The following is a 17,115-nucleotide window of genomic DNA, read 5'->3' as shown; positions in this document are numbered from 1 at the left end:
TTCGCCATGACGCAAGATCGCATTATTAGTGCAACTGAACGCCCAGAAGATCAATTTGATCGAGCCATTCGTCCGACATCACTTGCCGATTACATTGGTCAGCCCATTGTGCGTGAACAAATGGAGATTTTTATCGGTGCAGCACGTGGTCGAGGCGAGGCTTTAGACCATACTTTAATTTTTGGTCCGCCCGGTTTAGGTAAAACCACGCTGGCCAATATCATTGCCCGTGAAATGGGTGGCAGCCTAAAATCGACTTCTGGCCCAGTGCTGGAGCGCGCCGGTGATCTTGCTGCACTACTCACCAATTTAGAAGAAGGTGACGTCCTCTTTATTGATGAAATCCATCGTTTATCTCCTGTCATTGAAGAAATTTTATATCCAGCCATGGAGGACTACCAACTGGATATTATGATTGGTGAAGGACCTGCAGCACGTTCTATCAAGCTTGATCTGCCGCCATTTACCTTAGTCGCTGCCACCACGCGCGCAGGCTTATTGACCTCCCCCTTGCGGGATCGTTTTGGTATCGTACAACGCTTAGAGTTTTATTCTGTCGAAGATCTCACGCATATTGTCGGTCGTTCGGCGGGCTTAATGGATGTGCCAATGACGGCTGATGGCGCCGCAGAAATCGCGCGACGGGCACGCGGTACACCACGCATCGCTAACCGATTATTGCGTCGTGTACGAGACTATGCCCAAGTCAAAGGCACAGGTGAAGTCACTCAAGATATGGCACAACGCGCTTTAGATATGTTGAATGTTGACAAATCTGGGCTAGATACGCTGGATCGCCGTTATTTAACTCTGTTGTTAGAACGTTTTGAGGGCGGACCTGCGGGCGTTGAAGCTTTGGCAGCAGCGATGGCAGAAGATGCGGGTACTTTGGAAGATGTGATTGAGCCCTATCTGATTCAGCAAGGCTATGCTATGCGGACTGCACGTGGACGTATTGCCACCAGCCAAGCCTATATACAGTTTGGTTTAACGCCGCCTGAGAGCAAACAAGTCAAGTAAATTGGACAGCACGAGCGCGCTTCTTACTGGGGCGCCCTTAGGTGCTAAAAACAATATCATTCATCAAAATAAAATATCACTCATCAAAACAAATAGTTAAAAATATAAAACCGCAGCGGTTTGGGATGGATTTTATTTTACGGAGATTATCTGAACTTGATCAGATACGCCATTTGACTCAGGCATGATTATGCTAAACTTCCTGCGCTTAGCGCCCGCACAGGCTTTTTTTTCACGTGCTATTCCTTTGAATGACGTGACCAATTTAATATTTTGTTTGCTACACAACGATTTCGTTGCAGCAGCCCCTTATGGATCAATGATTATGGCCAATAAATTCGAATTCCAAATCCGTGTTTATATTGAAGATACTGACGCCGGCGGCATCGTTTATCATGCCAACCATATCCGCTTTATGGAACGTGCGCGTACAGAATGGCTGCGTGCTTCAGGGATTTCTCATTATTGGCATCAACAAGATTACAACTTCGTTGTTCATAAAATAGCTGTTAAATATCATCGTCCTATACTCATGGATGATTTAATTACTGTAACGACAAGTGTAGTTTCGTGTAAATCTACATCTTTTGTATTGCAACAAAATATTTATCGTGGTGAAATCATGCTTGCTTCTGGTGAGGTCGAGTTGGCATGTATTAGTGCAGAAATGAGACCTTGCAGAATTCCAAACGAAATCAGTGACCTAATCCACAAAGAATTAGCTCACGCCTAAAAGAAAATCATTGGCAGCGGTAGCTATGGCAACACAACTTCAATCATCATTACATATTTCTGATCTTATTTTGCAAGCAAGCCCGATTGTTCAACTGGTGATGCTGATCTTAGTCCTCGCATCACTCTTCAGTTGGTATATCATTGCCAAACTACACCTCAGTTATAAAAAAGCCCGTCAAGGCGATGAACATTTTCAAAAAATATTTTGGTCTGGTGCAGCGTTATCTACCCTATATAACAATGCACAGCTCAACTCTAAACGTGATGGTTTAGAAGATATTTTCTACCAAGGCATGGCGGAGTATTACAAACTCGACAATGCCCATGCCACAGCAAGCGCTAAAATCAACGGTACCGAACGTCTGTTAGGGGTAGGTTTAAGTCGTGATCAAGGTCGTTTAGAGCAAGGTCTCAGCGCCTTGGCCAGCATTGGTTCTGTCGCACCATATATCGGCTTATTCGGTACAGTCTGGGGCATCATGAATGCCTTTATTGGACTTGCTCAAGTTGAGCAAGTGACTTTGGCAACCGTTGCACCAGGCATTGCCGAAGCATTGATTGCGACAGCAATTGGTTTATTCGCCGCAATTCCAGCGGTCTTAGCATTTAACCACTACACCGCCAAGGGTGAACAAATCTATGCTGGACGTGCTTTATTTGCTGAAGAAATGACAGCGTTATTACAAGCACAAACTGTGAGTCAAACACAGGATGTCAAATAATGGCCATACATCGTTCTGGGCGTTTTGCACGCATTAAAAAGCCATTAAAAAGCGACATGAATGTCGTGCCTTATATTGATGTCATGCTGGTATTGCTGGTCATTTTCATGGTCACTGCGCCGATGATCACCACTGGCATTAAAGTTGACTTACCCCAAGCCAACAGCAGCAACTTTGAGTCCAAAGAATCTCCTGCGATTGTCTCTTTAAGCCAATCGGGCGAAATTTATCTCAATTATAAAGATTACCCGACCGACAAAGCGCTCAGTCAAGATGAGCTGCAACAGTTGCTGACACAAGCACAAAAAGATGCTGCTGCGAAACAACAACAGTTGATGGTCTTGGTCAATGGGGATAAAGCACGTCCTTATGGCGATGTGGTCGCGTTGATGTCCAGCCTACAAGATGCGGGTCTCAGCCAAGTTGGACTCCTCACGGAGCCGATCAAATAAATGAAGAAAGATTTCAAGTCGCCACAGCAAAAAGAAAAAGCCATCGCCATTGGCTTTACTGTGGCGGTACATATTGTGGCGATTAGCGGCTTATTATTACTCGGTCTGAGTCGCCCTCCCGTACCGCCCAAACAGATCAAAGCGATTTTGGTCAATCCAGAAGATCTGCCTCCCCCTGAAGCCATTCCCTTAGATGAAGGCGCAGAGAATACTGCACCAGAAATGACTGAGATAACGGAAGTCGCACAAAGCCCTGAACCGCAACAGCCGAGTGCGGCAGATCTTGCCGCAATACAGCAATTGGCACAGCAAAAAGCGCAAGCTGAAGCACAAGCATTGCAACAAAAACAGCATGCTGCGGAACAAGCCAAAGCACAAGCCGAAGCACAACGTAAACAAGCTGAGGCTGAACAGGCACGACAACAAGCTTTGGCTAAAGCCAAACAAGCTAAAAATGAAGCTGAGCGTCAAAAAGCCCAAGCCGAGGCCAAACGCCAAGCGGAAGCAGCGCAAAAAGCCAAATTAGAAGCAGCAGCGGCTGAGCAAAAACGTAAAGCGGCGGCTTTAGAGCAACAACGTAAAACTGCTGAAAGGGCAAAACTTGAGGCGGCTGAGAAAGCCAAACGCGAAGCGGCTGAAAAAGCCAAACGCGAGGCGGCAGACAAAGCTAAACGCGAAGCGGCGGACAAAGCTAAACGTGATGCAGCTGAGAAAGCCAAACGTGACGCAGCGGACAAAGCCAAACGTGACGCAGCTGAGAAAGCCAAACGCGAGGCGGCGGACAAAGCTAAACGTGATGCAGCGGACAAAGCCAAACAAGATGCCGCAGACAAAGCCAAACGTGACGCGGCGGACAAAGCCAAACGTGACGCGGCGGACAAGGCCAAACGCGAGGCGGCGGACAAAGCCAAACGTGACGCCGCAGACAAAGCCAAGCGTGAGGCCGCGGACAAAGCCAAACAAGATGCGGCAGAGAAAGCTAAACGCGATGCCGCTGAGAAAGCTAAACGCGAGGCGGCGGAGAAAGCTAAACGCGATGCCGCTGAGAAAAAACGTCTGGCAGAGATTGAAAAAGAAGCCAGTGCAGCCAACAAAGCCGCAGAAGCTAAGCAAATCGCCAATACCGCCAAACGTGATTTTACCAATAAAATCTATGCAGCATGGCGTATGCCTTCTGGTGCAAGTGGTAAAAAAGCCAGTGCATCGATTACCTTATCTGACAGTGGTCAAGTCCTTAGTGTGGTGGTGAATTCATCTGATCCAGATGTAAAAGCCAGTGTTGAACAAGCTGTTCGATCGGCGGCACCCTTCCCGATGCCCAAAGACCCAACAGCACGGAGCCAATCACGGCGTTTTACCGCTAACTTTACTGCAAAATAATCTGGTATATGCAATGCCGCGTTGCGCAATCATGCTAAACGCGGCATAAAAGATAAAATTTAAGCACAATTCATGTTACAAACAACGCTTTGTCATGATTTTTGATTATGATAGATAGGCTGAAATTAAAACGATATTTCACTTTTTAATCAGAATTACATGCGGTATATAGATTAGAGCGATATCTATATGCTACAAAGCATAAATGATCGAACAATCAATATTTTGGGTGTATAGTCTCCAATGAAAATGATGTCTAAACATATACTCGCACTAGCACTCCTGGTCAGTGTTAGCCCACTCATTACCACGCAAACGCATGCGCAACTGCATTTAGAAATCGTTAAAGCTGCCGAACAAGCACCAAAAATTGCGATTCTCCCTTTTAGTAATGATCAGACAATTTACCCCATTGTCGAAAATGATCTAAATCGTTCGGGGCGTTTTAGCAGTGCTTCGCGTAATCTTCCTGCAACAGCAAGTATTAATCAATTTAATCCTGAAGCATGGCAAGCTGCTGGCGTTCCTTATGTAGTGGTCGGTGATATCAAACCGAATCCCGATGGTAGTTATGCAGTACATTACCAACTTTATGATGTCGCAAAACAAAAAGTTTTACTCAATGAGTTACTCAATGTGCCACAGACACGCGTACGTGCTGCAGCACATATGATCAGTGACACCATTTATCAAGCACTGACTGGCATTCAAGGTGACTTTAGTGGACGGATTGCTTATGTATTGCGTAACCCCAATACCCCACAACAACGTTATACCCTGCAAATTGCCGATACAGATGGTGAACAACCAAAAACTATTTTAAGTTCACGTGATCCAATCTTATCACCAGCATGGACACCAGATGCGAAGAAAATCGCGTATGTATCTTTTGAAACCAAACGCCCTGCTATTTATTTACAAGATTTAGCCACTGGACAACGTGAAGTTCTGGCTAAATTTGTAGGACTCAATGGTGCGCCAAGCTTTTCACCAGATGGCAAAAGCATGCTCTTTACTGCCTCAATGCATGGCAACCCTGAAGTCTATAAAATGGACTTGGCAACGCGTCAATTACAACGCATGACCAATAACAGTGCAATCGACACCGAAGCACGTTATGCACCAGATGGAAAATCATTTATTTTCACCTCTGACCGTGGCGGCTCAGTACAGATTTATCGTTATGCCTTTGCCGATGGCTCAGTTAAGCGTCTAACATTTAAAGGTTCATTCAATGCCCGCGGTACGCTCAGTGCCGATGGTAAATATGTCGCATTGGTACACCGCCCAACCGGAAGTAACTATAAAGTGGCTATCCAAGAAATCAACAGTGGTGTGACCAATATTCTTACCCCAACCAGTTTAGATGAATCACCAAGTTTCTCACCGAATGGGCAAATGGTTGTCTATGCAACACGTGAAGGAAATCGAGGATTATTATCCATCATGTCCACAGATGGTCGTTTCCGCATGAACTTGCCAAGTGAACAAGGTGAAGTTCGCGAACCTGCATGGGCGCCTAAATAACTACAATCAGTGTTCTGGAGATCACGATGCAAATGTTAAAATACCTTACTCTACCCTTACTTGCAGTTAGCCTGGTCATGACCGGTTGTGCAAGTCGTAAACCTGCAGCAGAAATTAGCACTGGGGTAACTGGGGGCAATCCGGGTACCACGGTCAGTACTGATGGCTTAAGCGAAGATGCAGCACTAAATGCGCAAAACCTCGCTGGTGCCTCAGCAAAAGGGGTGACTGAAGCCAATAAAGCGTTTTTGGCTAAACGAGTCGTACACTTTGGTTTCGATAGTAGTGAGTTATCAAACGAAGACTATCAAACACTACAAGCGCATGCACAGTTCTTGTTGGCAAACTTTAACTCTAAACTGGCATTGACAGGACATACCGATGAACGTGGTACTCGTGAATACAACATGGCGTTGGGTGAACGTCGTGCCAAAGCAGTACAAAGTTTCTTGATTAGTAATGGCGTTAGTCCAAATCAATTAGAAGCAGTCAGCTATGGTAAAGAAATGCCTGTCAACCCAGGTCATAATGAAGCAGCATGGAAAGAAAACCGCCGTGTAGAGCTTAACTATGAAGCAGTACCCCCGCTATTAAAATAATGCTTTGATCAAGACAACAAAAAACGCCGAATTGATTTGGCGTTTTTTGTTTGGACAGCTCAGTGTTGAGATCTTGCGATCAGCTCTTTAGAGATCACCTTTTCAGAGCATGGTCACAAGCATTAAGACTTTTGAGTTTGCTCTGAAACACCATCTTCAGACGCTGGTGCTTGTAAAGACTCAATCAAATCATGCTTGTTAAACTTTTTGTATTCAGGCTTCGCCTCATAATCTTTCCATGCTGCCTTGATATGCTCTTCATCAATATCACGCATATCAATTTCTTCATTTGCACTTGGCATTGGTTCAAATTTTTTAATTGTCATTACCGGACTCCTTGTAACCGTAATACACCACCTCTCTTTGCAAGATAGCAGCTTAATATAAGATTGCAACGTTAAAAGTAGCATTAATCGTCAGGGATTATTTCTATTTTCTGCACAACTCCACTAGAATAGCCACATATTTAAATTTTCATGATATTAAAGCTGATTTGGAGCATTTTGTTTATGTCATATCGCACCCTTTCCCAGTTTCTAGAACAACACGGGAACAGCACCCCCCAACTCAACAATGTTCTACTCGGCATTGCAGCAACCTGTCAAAAAATTGACCTTGCCTTACAGCAAGGTGCCTTGGCTGGCGTATTGGGAAGTGCTGAGCACGAAAATGTGCAAGGTGAAACGCAAAAGAAATTAGATGTTATTTCCAATGACTATCTCATTGAGGCATTACAAAATAATCCACATGTTGCAGGTTTAGCATCAGAAGAACTCGATGAATTTACCCCAGCACAGCATGGTGGTGAATATCTGGTATTGTTTGATCCACTAGATGGGTCAAGCAACATCGACATCAATATGTGTGTCGGTACAATTTTTTCGATTTTACCTAGCATCCATGCAGATGCGCAGGCAGAAGACTTTTTACAAGCAGGCCATGCCCAAGTTGCAGCGGGTTACGTGCTCTATGGTCCATCCACCATGCTGGTATTGACCCTAGGACAAGGTGTTTTTGCATTTACCTATGACCTAAAAAGCCAACAATTTTTGTTAACCAGCGAAAATATTCAAGTGGCTGCTGACACCAAAGAATTTGCCATCAATGCATCCAATCAACGTCATTGGGAAGCCCCTGTACAACGCTATATCGCTGAATTACAGGCAGGTAAAACCGGAGCACGCGGCAAAGACTTTAATATGCGTTGGGTTGCTTGTATGGTCGGTGATATCCATCGTATTTTATGTCGTAGTGGTATATTTTTATATCCTTATGACAGCAAAGACCCCAATAAAGCCGGTCGTCTACGCTTAATGTATGAAGCAAACCCGATGAGCTTACTCATTGAACAAGCCGGTGGTGCTGCCAATACAGGTCGTGTTCGTATTTTAGATATTCAACCGACAGAATTACACCAACGTGTTCCTGTGGTGATTGGTTCTAAAAATGAAGTGGACTTAGTACAAAGCTATCATCAATAATTTTTAGTTGTTTCATATCTACATGTCTACATGCATTGGTGAGCTCGACCCAATGCATGTGCTGAGGTTTTATGTCTGTCCAATTTATCGCATCCAAAGATAATCCTAAAATTAAACATTTACGTGCGCTTATTCAACAAGCAGCCTATCGTAAAAAACAGCAGCAAACCGTACTCGAAGGCACCCATCTTTGCCTTGCTTGGCTCGAACAGCATTCTCATCTGCATGCTTTATATACTACCGAGCATGCTCTAACACATGCCGATTTTGAAAAAATACAACAACACTATAACGGTCATATCTTTGTTATCAGTGAAGCACTCTATAAAGAACTCAGTACCTTGGGCACCAGTATTGCCTGTATGGCAGTCATTGACATACCACGCCATCAACATGCTTTTGATCCCCAAGCAGACACCCTGATTTTAGAAAACATACAAGATCCCGGCAATGTCGGTACCTTGTTGCGTTCAGCAGCGGCAGCTGGCATTCAGCAAATTCTAACCACTACAGGCTCTGCAGCACTCTGGTCACCTCGGGTATTACGTGCGGGAATGGGTGCTCATTTTGCTTTACAGTGCTACGAGCATATCGCGCTTGAGGTCGCTTTGGCACAATTTAAAATCCCAGTCTATGTCACCAGTTTAGAGCAAGCCCAAAGTCTATATAGCCTAGATCTAAGCCGTGCCTGTGTTTGGATTTTGGGCAATGAAGGTCAAGGCGTTTCAGATTATGCTCTCGCCCATGCACAAGCAGTGACTATTCCACAACCTGGTGGTCAAGAATCACTAAACGTTGCCATAGCTGGCTCTGTTTGCATGTTTGAAATGGTCAGACAGCGCCTGTGATTGGTTAAATTACTTTAAAACAGCATCGCAGCCGCGATAAAATCATATACACTATTAAAAATACTTGATTTACTTGTCAACCGAACCCACCATTTGAGCGTTTTATAGATAACGATTAAAAACAATTGGTGGGTACCCAATGTCGGGATTTTCCATCGCTATGGATTTAGCACCGAAACATGCACAGTCTGAAACAGACACTGCTCATTCGAGCAATGTCGAACAACGCCTGAAGTTTTTCATGCAGGATGTGACGGGTCGTGCCTTGGTGATGATGGAAAGTGCTACATCTGGACAGCAAGGCATTGCCATGGATCTGGTGCAAGAAGCTTTTATTTCGCTGCATCGCTCTTATGCAGATAAAAGTACTGAAGAATGGTATCCCCTGTTTTACACCATACTCAATAACAAACTACAAGATTGGCGGCGTAAAGAAGCACGCCGTGCTTCGCCTTTTTCTTTTTTTCGTAAAGTAAGCCTCGATGATGACGAAGAAGATGCCATCATTGATGTGGTCGATGACAGCACCCCGAACCCGCTAGCCTTTTTAGATCAGGCGGTGACTGTAGAAGAAATCCGCGAAGCGATTGCACAGCTGCCAACACGTCAACAACAAGCTTTTATGCTGCGCGCTTGGGAAGGTTTTGACACGCAAACCACAGCACAAATTATGAATTGTTCTGAAGGCAGTGTAAAAACGCATTACCACCGCGCAATACAAGGTTTAAGAAAAACCTTATCTCATTTAAATCCGTATTTGAGAGGATCATCTGATGAAGAATGATGATTTTAATAAACAAATTACGTCCAAATTGGATGAGCTCGCCAATAATCATCAACACAAAAATTTGCTGATTCAGCAAGTGATGCATCGTGTTCATGGTGAAAACAAAGCCAGCTATAGCAGCTGGAAGCTCACCGGTTTCGCTGTTGCCGCTGCCATCATGGGCATTGCCATCCTGCCGAGTGCCATTGATATGAACAGTACCGGCTATGATCAACAAGTTGCCGTTGCGCCAAAACTTTCACCACAAATGGTTGAAGATTTAGAAATGTTGGCAGTCTTTGGTGAGGAAAAACCAAACCATGGCAGCTAAAAAAATTGTTTTTGCATTGTGTTTCTGCAGTTTCCTCCAAACCAGCTTTGCTGGTTTGGAGCGCTTCTGGACGCTTTCCGACAGTACTGACAGCCAAATCAACGATAACTGGAATAAACTGTCTGAACAAGAACAGTATCTTCTGATCAAGCGTTATCAAGATTTAAAAGAAATTAAGGTCGATCAAAGCCAAGATTTACAACAAAAAATGGATTGGTTCAATCAGCTGCCTGAGCAAGAAAAACAAAATATGCGCGAAGCATGGCAAAAAATGAGCACCACTGAACGCAATACACTCAAACAAAAACTTCAGCAAGCCACCACAGCAGAACAACGTGCTGAAATTCGTGCTTATTATTTAAAGAAATATAACGTCCAAAACTAGACTAAGATGAAGGTAATTGTTTCTGTGGGTCCGATGGATCTATAGATCAAACTATTTTGATCCAACAACATATCAATTAAGGGGGCAAATCCTCCGACTTGGTATAGGCATTGCATCAAGGTGCAATGCCTATACAGTCGATGTGATTTATTATAAAAAATTACCTTCACGTTCAGGCTGATAAGTCACTTTTTCAATTTTTATTTTCATCAAATGACCATCTGGTTGTGGCCATTCAATTTGTTGTCCTTCTGCCAAACCTAAAATTGCTGCCCCGACAGGTGCCAATACGTTGACTTGACCTTTCTCACCTTTAAAGTCATGTGGATAGACCAAAGTAATTTCTGTAGGTTCTACAGCCGGTGCAATGGTAATCAATACCCGTGCATTCATAGTGACCACATTACTTGGAACATCTTGTGGCTCAACCACATCCGCACGCGCCAACTCATCTTCTAAATGTTCCATCGTTACGGAGAGTTGTGCTTGATGGTCAAGCATACTTTGTAAACGATTTAAATCCTGCGATGAAATAACAATATTTGGTTTACTCATAGATCTAGTTCCTAAAAATTATGCTTTGAGTCATAACATATGGTTGAAAAGCAATCTGTTCAGAAGCAATCCAATATATTTGAATCTAAGCAACAACTCAGTTTGTCAGCAGTAGCCTAGATATCCACCGTGCAAACGCTGGCATCTTAAAGTATTGCGACAAAGCATGCATATATGAATCATCAAAAACACGATTCCGCCAGTCCTGTAGCGCATTACAATTGATTAAAAGCTAAAACCTGCAAATCTTGCAAGTATGGATTAGCCCCCTACAGCCCTATTTCAGGTCTCATAAAAAAAGCCTCCCTTGAGGAGGCTTTCTCAAGTTCAGTGTTTATTTTGCATAAACAGGAAATTTCGCACACAGTGCAGTTACTTTTTCTTTCACCGCCTCAATGCTGGCTTGATCACCTTTGCTATCGAGAATGTCAGCAATCCAACCTGCCAATTCAATCACTTCAGCTTCAGCAAAACCACGTGTTGTCACTGCTGGTGTACCAATACGAATACCAGAAGTCACAAATGGCGAACGTGGATCATTTGGAACTGAGTTTTTGTTCACTGTAATATGTGCTGCACCTAACCAAGCATCCGCATCTTTACCAGTAATATCTTGTTTGATCAATGACAAGAGGAAAAGATGGTTTTCTGTTCCACCAGATACCACATCGTAGCCACGTTCAATCAAAACTTTAGCCATCGCCTGCGCATTTTTGACTACTTGTTGTTGGTAGGCTTTGTATTCTGGTGACATCGCTTCTTTAAAACAAATCGCTTTTGCCGCAACAGCATGTACCAATGGACCACCTTGGTTACCAGGGAATACCGCTGATTGTAGTTTTTTCTCAATCTCTTCATTGGCTTTAGCCAAGATTAGACCAGAACGTGGACCACGTAAAGTTTTATGCGTTGTTGTCGTGGTGACATCAGCAATTTGTACCGGGCTAGGATAAACACCAGCAGCGACAAGACCAGCAACATGTGCCATATCTACAAATAAATAAGCACCAACTTTGTCTGCAATGTCACGGAAACGTTGCCAATCCACAATTTGACTATATGCAGAGAAACCAGCAACAATCATACGGGGTTTGTGCTCAAGTGCTAAGCGCTCGACTTCTTCGTAATCGATTTCGCCAGTTTCTGGGTTTAGACCATACTGAACCGCATTGTAAGTTTTACCGGAAAAGCTTACTTTGGCACCATGGGTTAAGTGACCACCATGCGCCAAGCTCATGCCTAATACGGTATCACCAGGATTTAATAATGCAAGATAGACCGCAGAGTTCGCTTGTGAACCAGCATGCGGCTGTACGTTGGCATAGTCTGCGCCAAACAATGCTTTCGCACGATCAATCGCCAATTGTTCAATCACGTCGACATATTCACAACCGCCATAATAGCGTTTGCCAGGATAACCTTCTGCATATTTATTGGTGAGCTTAGACCCTTGAGCCTCCATCACTGCTGGTGAACAATAGTTTTCAGAGGCAATTAACTCGATATGTGCTTCTTGACGCACATCTTCGGCAGCAATTGCTTTCGCTAATTCTGGATCAAATTCAGAAATGGAGATATTGGCAAACATTGGCGAAATCCTATTAATTGGGCATTAGTAGCCTTGCTCAAACTGGAGCACATTGTAGCATGAACTTGATCATTTAACAGAATGAACTTGAATCCCTTTTCAATAAAATTGCGTTAAATTTGATTTAAAATCAAACAAGCATTGAATTTAAATTGTTCTATCATTTTCTCTCTTACACAAATATTTGTCGCGCTGGATTGCATCAGGTAAATTAGGCAGTTTGATACTTTATTTTTTAGCTTGATTGACGATAGGCATCATATTATGCAAGCCATTATTTTGGACACAGAAACAAATTGTTTAAACGGTTTACCCATTGAAATCGCCTATGCTCCCATCGAGATTCAGCACGGTCGCTTAAGCCTAGATCGAAGTAAAATCTTTGATCAACTTTATGCAATTGGTGATCAAAAAATTTCTTATGCAGCAATGGCGGTACACCATATTTTAGCCTCGGATCTGGTCGGACAACCGTCATATAATAGTTTCCGTCTGCCTAGCGAAACACAGTATATTATTGGTCACAATGTAGATTATGATATCCGTGCTATTGAGCGTTGTGGCGTCAATACCCAACCCTTAAAAGCCATTTGTACCTTAGCCTTAGCCCGCAAAGTTTGGCCAGATGCTGAAGCACATAATATTTCGGCTTTAATCTATCAAATTAGCCAAGGCAGTGAACAAGCCAGACATATGCTGCGCGGCGCACACCGTGCAGATGCGGATATTATTTTAACCGCCAATATCTTAATGCATATTGTGCATGAACTTGGTATTGAAGATATCGAACAGCTCTACCAAGCATCTGAACAAGCACGTATTCCAAGCACCATGAGTTTTGGTAAACACCGTGGCACGGCAATTGCAGAACTTCCAGCAGATTATATTCAATGGTTACTGAAACAAGATGAGCTTGATCCATACTTGCGTAAGGCATTAGAAGCCAGTTTGGTTAAAACCCTTTAGCATGATTATACTGTGATCACACTACGACTAAACGCTATAGGTCTAAAGTCTAATATTCGACGAGCAGACAATATTGTTTAATAAGACTTCATTTGAATACCTTTAACGAATGAGCTTACACCCACCTCGGTGGGTGTTTTTTATTGCCTTTTTATTGCCTATGCCTATCAATAATTATGTTTTTGGTTTTGAAATATTTTAACAGTTGTAATAATCATCCGACCATGCCACACACGCTTCAGCTAAAATCTGTGTTGTATCAAAACATTGTGCCAAGATTGATGACTCCACTGCCGCCAAAGCAATCGGCAATTCTGTACAGGCTAAAATAATCGAATCTGCACCACGCGCCAATAAACGCTGCCCTAAATCATGTAGTTGTTCGCCTGCTTGCTGTAACTGATTGGCTTTTACTGCATAGACTGCAGGCATGAGGATGTCTTCAATCTCAGCAGCATCATTACAGATAAAGTCGATTCCTTGCTGCTGTAATGCATGCTGATACAACCCCGTTTGCAATGCACCACAGGTCGCCAATACGGCAACTTTTTGGCTAGTACCGTGTTGTTGTTTAACCTGTTGTACGGTCAAATCGATCATATTAAAAATATCGACTGTACTCTGTTGTTGCAAGGTGGCATGCCAATAATGCACAGTATTACAAGGCATGGCGATTTTATCGGCACCAGCTTGAATTAATTGCTGAATACCATGCTGCAATGCGGCGACAGGACTAGCGCCTAGCCCCTGAATCGCCAACTGTCGGTCTGGAACCCCGGCATGGTTCCACGTCACCACAGCCAAATGATCTTGGTCTTTTTCTGCTGCACGAATATTCAATAAACGTTGTTGAAAATCTACCGTAGCCGCAGGTCCCATCCCCCCCAATACCCCGAGGATGGGATAATCAAAATAATCACGCATTAGAGTTTATACGCTGCATGTGTAGAGAAGTCATCGCGATAGGCACTTAAAGCCGCAGCCCCACCGGTATGCAAGAACACCACCTCATCATCCGCAGTAAAATAACCTTGCCGAATTAAATCGACCAGTCCTGCAAAACCTTTGCCACTATAGACCGGATCTAGCAAAATTCCTTCGGTACGTGCCAGAAGCTGCACTGCTTCAATCATCCCTGCTGTCGCGATACCATAGCCCTCTCCCACATAATCACTATTGGCTTGTACTTTTTCTGCTGGCAAAATGGCAGGATCAAGCCCCAAATGCGTTAGAGTTTGCTGTGCTAACTGATAGACATTGTGTTCTTGCTTGGTCTTCTCTGCACGCACACTGATACCCAGCACCGGTAAATTGGAATGTGTTGCCGCAATACCAGCCAATAAACCCGCCTGCGTACCACTACTTCCTGTAGCATGAACCAAGGCGCTAGGTTGTAATTGTAAGGTATTCAGCTGCGTAATCAGTTCAAATGCACAGGCAACATAGCCCAAAGCACCGATGACATTCGAGCCACCGCCAGGGATAATATAAGCCTGTTCACCTTGAGCCGCCAATTGCTCTGCTTTGGCCTGTAAAGCCGCGTTGATATCGCTACCACCGGGCACTAGCTCAATATGAGTACCTAAAATCTCATCCAATAAAATATTGCCATTTTGATAATAATCCACACTGCCATCATTGACACGCTGCTCTAAAATTACCGTACTTTTTAAGCCAAATTTATTCGCAGCAGCAATGGTTTGACGGACGTGATTGGATTGTGTCGCGCCCTGTGTAATCACATGCTGAGCACCTTGCGCCAAAGCATCGGCAATGAGAAACTCAAGTTTGCGGGTTTTATTGCCCCCCGTTGCCAAACCGGTTGCATCATCACGTTTAATATAAATTTTGGGTCCATTTAACTGACGGGTTAAATTGGGTAAAAACTCCAGAGGCGTGACCCCATGCAAAAGCTGCACCCGTGGAAAATGACTGATTAACATATTTAAAATCCTGTAGTTTAAAATTCTATATCTTTCAAAACCATACAACTAAGTTATTGGGTAGGCAGCGCTTTTATCACTGGATTGTGAGCGCTCAATGCTGCTGTGTTACATCGCGACAGCTTATTCAGCCAGTGCAATCATGCGACTAACTTCTTTACGCATAATGTCTAGAATATGTTTTTTAGCCTGATGATATGCTGCTAAGCCACTGACATTTTCAATACTGCGCGGTCTGGCTAAATCTACCGTGATATCCTCTTGGATACGCCCTGGATGACCTGACATCAGTAAAATCCGATCTGCCAATAACAAGGATTCATCGATATCATGGGTAACAAACAAAACCGTGGTTTGGTTGTCTTGCCAGAGTTTGATGAGCATTTCTTGCATCAAAATACGCGTCTGCGCATCTAATGCCGCAAAAGGCTCATCCATCAACAGAATTTTCGGCTTCATAATCCAAGCCCGTGCCAAGGCAACCCGCTGTTTCATGCCACCAGAAATTTGCCAAATACGATGCTGTGCAAATTTTTTTAATCCGGTTTTTTCCAAATAGTAATCTGTTTGCGCTGCGATATATGCTGCACTATGATCACCTTGCAACAAGGGAAATTGAATATTTTCTCTGACATTGAGCCATGGAAATAACTGTGGTTGTTGGAATACCACGGCACGGTCGATGCCTGGTTGCTGAATCACTTGCCCATCGACCACAACCTGCCCGCTGCTGGCTTGCTCAAAGCCCGCGAGTAAATTCATAATGGTCGACTTACCACAACCCGATGGTCCCAATAAACAAACAAATTGACCTTCTGCAATCTCTAAATCAATCTGATCCAGTACAGTATTGTGCTCACCGTGTTGTACAAACTGCTTGGTTAACTGTTGAAGCTGGATAAAGTTCTGTTTCATTCGGATTGTCCTCTTGAGCTTGCACTGCCATGTTTTGGTCACCATGCCCTTTCATCACGCCTGCTGTGACGCCTTGCTATCGTGCCTTCTGCCATTGTTTTCTGTCATGGTTTTACGTCATGTCATAACTTGCCAGTCCAAGGCACCCATTTCTGCTGCGCTTTCACCAAAAGCCAGTCCAACAAGAAACCAATGATTCCCAATAAAACAATGCCAACAATCACCACATCTGTCCGTAAATATCCGCCAGCATTCATGATCATCCAGCCCAAGCCCGAGGTCGCAGCAACCATTTCTGCGGCAATCAATGCCGTCCACCCTATCCCGATCGACAACCGAATGGTGGTCATAATTTCAGGTAAGGCTGAAGGTAAAATCACTTTAAATAAAATTTTACTTTTGCTGAGCCCCATCGACTCAGCCGCCTGAATCAAGCCTTGAGAAATATTTTGACTCGCTGCCGTTGCCCCCACAATGATGCTCATAATGGTGGCAATGAAGATCAAGAAAAATTTTGATTGTTCACCAATGCCTAACCATACGATCACCAAAGGTACCAAGGCAATTTTGGGTATCGGTCGTAGAAACTGTACAAAGGGATCTAAAATTGCATTCAGAATTGGGGAACGTCCCATCATTAACCCTAATGGCACACCAACAACAATAGCCACGGCGAAAGCCACCAAGGCACGCCCTGTACTGACTAACACATTGATATACAATGGAACATCTCGATAACCGCTGTGCAGTAAATCGATTACCGTTTCGATCAGTTGTAAGGGTGAGGGTAAAAATATTGGCGCAATCCAATTTAGATGACTACTTAATTGCCAAAATAAGATAAAGACGACCAGTGCCAATGCACTGATTGCCTTATATTGGCACTGACTCAATTGACGCAT

20 protein-coding genes are annotated in these 17,115 nt (G+C 43.8%); 13 read left to right on the top strand and 7 right to left on the bottom strand.

The genetic code is table 11. The features are described 5' to 3' along the window. Positions 1-6 precede the first annotated feature (6 nt). From ruvB to pal, 7 genes are all read left to right on the top strand, one after another. Entirely contained in the window at positions 7-1,020 is a 1,014-nt protein-coding gene (gene ruvB / locus BFG52_RS04370) for a Holliday junction branch migration DNA helicase RuvB (RefSeq protein WP_067553046.1), read from the top strand. A 325-nt stretch (positions 1,021-1,345) separates the two neighbouring features. Continuing rightward, the gene (gene ybgC / locus BFG52_RS04365; protein WP_067559126.1) at positions 1,346-1,753 is read left to right on the top strand and encodes a tol-pal system-associated acyl-CoA thioesterase; all 408 of its coding nucleotides are present in this window, start codon (positions 1,346-1,348) and stop codon (positions 1,751-1,753) included. A gap of 25 nt (positions 1,754-1,778) precedes the next feature. After that, entirely contained in the window at positions 1,779-2,477 is a 699-nt protein-coding gene (gene tolQ / locus BFG52_RS04360) for a protein TolQ (RefSeq protein ID WP_067553044.1), read from the top strand. Next, positions 2,477-2,929, top strand: coding sequence for a protein TolR (gene tolR / locus BFG52_RS04355; RefSeq protein WP_067553042.1), 453 nt, complete (start codon positions 2,477-2,479; stop codon positions 2,927-2,929). Before tolQ ends, tolR begins: the two co-directional genes overlap by 1 nt. Further along, positions 2,930-4,309 (top strand): cell envelope integrity protein TolA, encoded by a 1,380-nt coding sequence (gene tolA, locus BFG52_RS04350; protein ID WP_067553040.1) that lies wholly within the window; start codon positions 2,930-2,932, stop codon positions 4,307-4,309. 243 nt (positions 4,310-4,552) lie between these two features. Next, positions 4,553-5,836: a Tol-Pal system beta propeller repeat protein TolB gene (gene tolB / locus BFG52_RS04345; RefSeq protein WP_067553038.1), complete on the top strand. Its 1,284-nt coding sequence runs from the start codon at positions 4,553-4,555 to the stop codon at positions 5,834-5,836. 26 nt (positions 5,837-5,862) lie between these two features. After that, entirely contained in the window at positions 5,863-6,435 is a 573-nt protein-coding gene (pal, locus tag BFG52_RS04340) for a peptidoglycan-associated lipoprotein Pal (protein WP_067553036.1), read from the top strand. A gap of 122 nt (positions 6,436-6,557) precedes the next feature. Here pal and BFG52_RS04335 read toward each other — a convergent pair whose 3' ends face one another. Next, positions 6,558-6,761 (bottom strand): NF038105 family protein, encoded by a 204-nt coding sequence (locus tag BFG52_RS04335; RefSeq protein WP_067553034.1) that lies wholly within the window; start codon positions 6,759-6,761, stop codon positions 6,558-6,560. A 183-nt stretch (positions 6,762-6,944) separates the two neighbouring features. Between BFG52_RS04335 and BFG52_RS04330 the strand changes: the two genes are divergently transcribed. From BFG52_RS04330 to BFG52_RS04310, 5 genes are all read left to right on the top strand, one after another. Then, positions 6,945-7,916 (top strand): class 1 fructose-bisphosphatase, encoded by a 972-nt coding sequence (locus BFG52_RS04330; RefSeq protein WP_067553032.1) that lies wholly within the window; start codon positions 6,945-6,947, stop codon positions 7,914-7,916. 71 nt (positions 7,917-7,987) lie between these two features. After that, positions 7,988-8,764 (top strand): TrmH family RNA methyltransferase, encoded by a 777-nt coding sequence (locus BFG52_RS04325; protein ID WP_067553030.1) that lies wholly within the window; start codon positions 7,988-7,990, stop codon positions 8,762-8,764. A gap of 160 nt (positions 8,765-8,924) precedes the next feature. After that, the gene (locus BFG52_RS04320) at positions 8,925-9,548 is read left to right on the top strand and encodes an RNA polymerase sigma factor (protein WP_067553029.1); all 624 of its coding nucleotides are present in this window, start codon (positions 8,925-8,927) and stop codon (positions 9,546-9,548) included. After that, complete coding sequence (locus tag BFG52_RS04315) at positions 9,538-9,861, top strand: hypothetical protein (protein WP_067553027.1); 324 nt, start codon at positions 9,538-9,540, stop codon at positions 9,859-9,861. The genes BFG52_RS04320 and BFG52_RS04315 overlap by 11 nt, the downstream gene beginning before the upstream one ends. Next, positions 9,851-10,246, top strand: a complete 396-nt coding sequence (locus BFG52_RS04310) for a DUF3106 domain-containing protein (RefSeq protein WP_067553025.1) — start codon at positions 9,851-9,853, stop codon at positions 10,244-10,246. The genes BFG52_RS04315 and BFG52_RS04310 overlap by 11 nt, the downstream gene beginning before the upstream one ends. A 150-nt stretch (positions 10,247-10,396) precedes the next feature. Here the strand turns inward: BFG52_RS04310 and rnk are convergent, their stop codons facing one another. Beyond that, positions 10,397-10,801: a nucleoside diphosphate kinase regulator gene (gene rnk / locus BFG52_RS04305; RefSeq protein ID WP_067553023.1), complete on the bottom strand. Its 405-nt coding sequence runs from the start codon at positions 10,799-10,801 to the stop codon at positions 10,397-10,399. A 334-nt stretch (positions 10,802-11,135) separates the two neighbouring features. Continuing rightward, entirely contained in the window at positions 11,136-12,389 is a 1,254-nt protein-coding gene (gene glyA, locus BFG52_RS04300; protein WP_067553021.1) for a serine hydroxymethyltransferase, read from the bottom strand. Positions 12,390-12,653: 264 nt separating this feature from the next. Between glyA and BFG52_RS04295 the strand changes: the two genes are divergently transcribed. Next, complete coding sequence (locus BFG52_RS04295) at positions 12,654-13,355, top strand: putative quorum-sensing-regulated virulence factor (protein ID WP_067553019.1); 702 nt, start codon at positions 12,654-12,656, stop codon at positions 13,353-13,355. A 198-nt stretch (positions 13,356-13,553) separates the two neighbouring features. Here BFG52_RS04295 and cuyB read toward each other — a convergent pair whose 3' ends face one another. The 4 genes from cuyB to BFG52_RS04275 form a co-directional block, all read right to left on the bottom strand. After that, on the bottom strand, positions 13,554-14,279 hold the full coding sequence (cuyB, locus tag BFG52_RS04290) for a cysteate racemase (protein WP_067553017.1): 726 nt from the start codon (positions 14,277-14,279) through the stop codon (positions 13,554-13,556). After that, positions 14,279-15,298 carry a D-cysteate sulfo-lyase gene (cuyA, locus tag BFG52_RS04285; protein ID WP_067553015.1) on the bottom strand — a complete coding sequence of 340 codons (1,020 nt, stop codon included), beginning with the start codon at positions 15,296-15,298 and terminating at the stop codon, positions 14,279-14,281. Before cuyA ends, cuyB begins: the two co-directional genes overlap by 1 nt. A gap of 123 nt (positions 15,299-15,421) precedes the next feature. Then, positions 15,422-16,213 (bottom strand): ABC transporter ATP-binding protein, encoded by a 792-nt coding sequence (locus BFG52_RS04280; RefSeq protein WP_067553013.1) that lies wholly within the window; start codon positions 16,211-16,213, stop codon positions 15,422-15,424. 122 nt (positions 16,214-16,335) lie between these two features. Next, entirely contained in the window at positions 16,336-17,115 is a 780-nt protein-coding gene (locus BFG52_RS04275) for an ABC transporter permease (RefSeq protein WP_067553012.1), read from the bottom strand.

This window comes from Acinetobacter larvae, from assembly GCF_001704115.1.
Classification (GTDB): Bacteria; Pseudomonadota; Gammaproteobacteria; order Pseudomonadales; family Moraxellaceae; genus Acinetobacter; species Acinetobacter larvae.
This window is presented reverse-complemented; position numbering and strand designations above follow the sequence as displayed.